Annotated in this window: 2 protein-coding genes; one reads left to right on the top strand and one right to left on the bottom strand. The window is 70.2% G+C overall.

Annotation, left to right across the window (positions count from 1 at the left end):
- On the top strand, positions 1 to 1419 hold the full coding sequence (locus tag H7U32_RS09260) for an amidohydrolase (RefSeq protein WP_204469778.1): 1419 nt from the start codon (positions 1 to 3) through the stop codon (positions 1417 to 1419).
- A gap of 35 nt (positions 1420 to 1454) precedes the next feature.
- On the opposite strand, the gene H7U32_RS09255 is transcribed toward H7U32_RS09260, so the two are convergent.
- Positions 1455 to 2399: a hypothetical protein gene (locus tag H7U32_RS09255; protein WP_239457664.1), complete on the bottom strand. Its 945-nt coding sequence runs from the start codon at positions 2397 to 2399 to the stop codon at positions 1455 to 1457.
- Positions 2400 to 2968: the final 569 nt, after the last annotated feature.

Raw genomic sequence — 2968 nt, 5'->3', positions numbered from 1 at the left:
ATGACGGCCGGCTCGGCCCCGGCCGCCCCGGCCGTCATCGACGCGGACGGCCGCTGGGCGATGCCCGGCCTGTGGGACCACCACACGCATTTCACGCAATGGGCGAAGACCCTGGGCCGCCTCGACCTCATCGATGCGAAGTCCGCCGACGAAGCGATGGCGATGCTGCGCCGGCATCTGGACGAGCGCCGCGCCGCCGGCACCCTCGACCCCGGCGCCTTCGTGGTGGGCATGCGCTTCCGCCACTCCCTGTGGGCCGACGACGCCCAGCCCACGCTGGCGGCCATCGACGCGGCCTCCGGCGACCAGCCGGTGGCCCTGTCCAGCGCGGACATGCACTGCGGCTGGGTGAATTCCGCGGCCGCGCGCCTGCTGGGCGTGCATGTCGGCGCCGACGGCCTGGTGGGCGAGCAGGAGTGGTTCCGCGCCTACTGCGAGTTCGACAAGGCGCCGGGCGCGGCCGAGGAGACCGACCGCCTGCTGCGCGGCGCCGAGGCCGACGCCGCCGGCAAGGGCGTGGTGGGCGTGCGCGACTACGAGATGGCGGAGAACATCGACTCCTGGATCCACCGTTTCGCCGCCGGCATCGACCGGCTGCGCGTGGACGCCGGCACCTACCCGGAGCGCCTGGGCGCGGCTATCGATGCGGGCTGGCGCGGCGGCATGGCGCTGCCCGGCTCTCACGGGCTGGGCCGCGTGGGCGCGATGAAGCTCATCTCCGACGGCTCGCTCAACACGCGCTCGGCCTACTGTTCCACCCCGTATTCGGGCGTGGAGCCGCCGACCTGCGGTGTGCTGAGCTACACGCCGGAGCAGATCGAGGATTACATGCGTCTGGCCACGGACCACGGCTTCGCGATCGCCTGCCACGCCATCGGCGACGAGGCGAACACCATCGTGCTCGACGCGGCCGAGCGCACGCGCGCCCATGGCTCCATCGAGCATGCGCAGATGCTCAAGCCCACGGACATCCCCCGCCTCGCCGCGCTGGGGCTGGCGGCCAGCGTGCAGCCGCAGCACGCGATGGACGACCGCGACGTCATCGGCCGATTCTGGGCCCACCCCGCCGGCGTGCCGTACCCGTTCCGCTCCCTGTACGACGCGGGCACGCGTCTGCTCTTCGGTTCCGACGCCCCGGTGGCGCCGTTGGACCCGTGGATGGCGGTGTCCGCCGCGGTGTTCGGCACCGAGTCCTCCGATCGCGAGCCGTTCCAGCCCGAGCAGCGCCTGCCGCTGGACGTGGCGATGGCCGCGTCCACCGGCACCGGTCGGACGGACCTGTGCGTGGGCGACCCCGCCGACCTCATCCTCCTCGACCGCGACCCGCACGCGGCGGCGACGCCGGAGGCGATGCGCGCGATGGCCGGGCAGGTGGCCCTCACCATGGTCGCGGGCCGCGTCACCCACAGCCGCCTGTAGGGGACGGGCCGGGCTGGGGCTGGGGCGGGGGCCGCTCACGGCCGGGGGGCGATGTCCAGCCGCTGCCAGAGCGGCCTACGCCGGCGTGCGCGGGCGTCGCACAGCGCGCTGATGGGCAGCCTGGCAGTCAGCGGCACCTGCCTGCCCGTGGCCTGCCCGATGGCGTCGGCGACGCGTCGTGCCAGCTGCTCTTCGGCGGCCGGGGTGCCTAGGTCGAGCTTGGTCGCCTGGACGTACCGCCAGCCTTCGTCTTCGACGGCATGGCGGCGCTGGGTGTCGGCCAGCCATTGGCCGGAATGGTGCATGCCGTCGTATTCGATGCAGACCTTGACCTCGGGGTAGGCCATGTCCAGGAACAAGGTGCGTCCCTGGGCGATGCGCAGCGGATGGTTCACCTGCGGGCAGTCCATGCCGTACCGCATGATGCCCAGACGCGACCAGGTCTCCGGGGAGGAGTCGGTGCCTTCGCGCATCAGCGACAACGCCTGCCGGCACTGGTGATACCCGGGGAACAGCCGCTGGCCATGCTCCTGCGCCCAACGGCGGGCCATGTCGAGGGACGCCGTGAACTCATCCAGGCTGGCGCGCTTGAGCCTGCGGTCGCGGCGCATCATCGAGTCGCCGAGTACGACGAGCTCCTCCATGCTCAGCCGTGAGGCGTACATGGCCCAGGTGCACACCGGCGACGTGCATTCGAAGCTCCGCTCCACGGTCACGACGTCCAACGGGCGGTTCCATGTCACCAGCCGTAGCCGCTGGAGATGATGGCGCGCGTTGGCATTGCGCACCACGGCGATCGCATCGCGCCCGTTCCCGGGGACGGCATCCCGGCGCGGGGTCTCGATGGACTGAAGTTTCAGCGCGGTCGACAACGCCCATATGGGATGTTTCGACGTGCGGCTCAGGATTTCCGCGCACCCGTGCAAGCAGCGGCGCTTGGTCTCGGTGAGCGCTTGCAATGACAGTGATTCATCGGACATGCCTGTGAGCATAGGGCCATTTGGCGCGGGGCCGCCGCGAACGGTGCCGTGACGGTGGATAAGTGGATAACCCGGTATCGTGCGGCCGCGCGATGTGCATAACTCGGTGGATGGAGCCGGGTTATGGTCGGATGTGCGGGCGGTTTCGGCCGCGGATGTGCGGGCCGCTTTGGTCGGATGTGCGGGCCGCCGTGCCCTCCTACCCCTTTTCGGGGCCGGTTCTCATGCGGCGTCGGACCCTTGCCATGTCTGGGCGGCTTTGGCTCAGGTGGTTTTGGTTCGGGGGGTTTGGTTCGGAGTGCGCTGGCGGGTTTCACGTCGCCGTGCGGAAGCGCGCCGAGGCGCGGGGCAACGACGGCGGGCCGTCGTATCGCGGTTCGTTGGGGCGCGGCGGACGGAATATCTCGGTTCGTTGGGGTTTCTGTCGACTCGTGAGATGCCGTATTTCGGTTCGTTGGGTCGTGCTGAAGTGCGGTGGCTGGGCTATTTCGGTTCGTTGGGTCGTCTGGAGGGGTGTATCTCGGTTCGTTGGGGCGGATTTTGTCTGTTGCGGAGGTCTATCTGCGTTC

Origin of the sequence: Bifidobacterium pullorum subsp. saeculare, assembly GCF_016899725.1 — a bacterium.
Classification (GTDB): Bacteria; Actinomycetota; Actinomycetes; order Actinomycetales; family Bifidobacteriaceae; genus Bifidobacterium; species Bifidobacterium pullorum_C.
The sequence above is the reverse complement of the archived record's forward strand: the minus strand, read 5'-3'. Positions and strand labels throughout refer to the sequence as shown.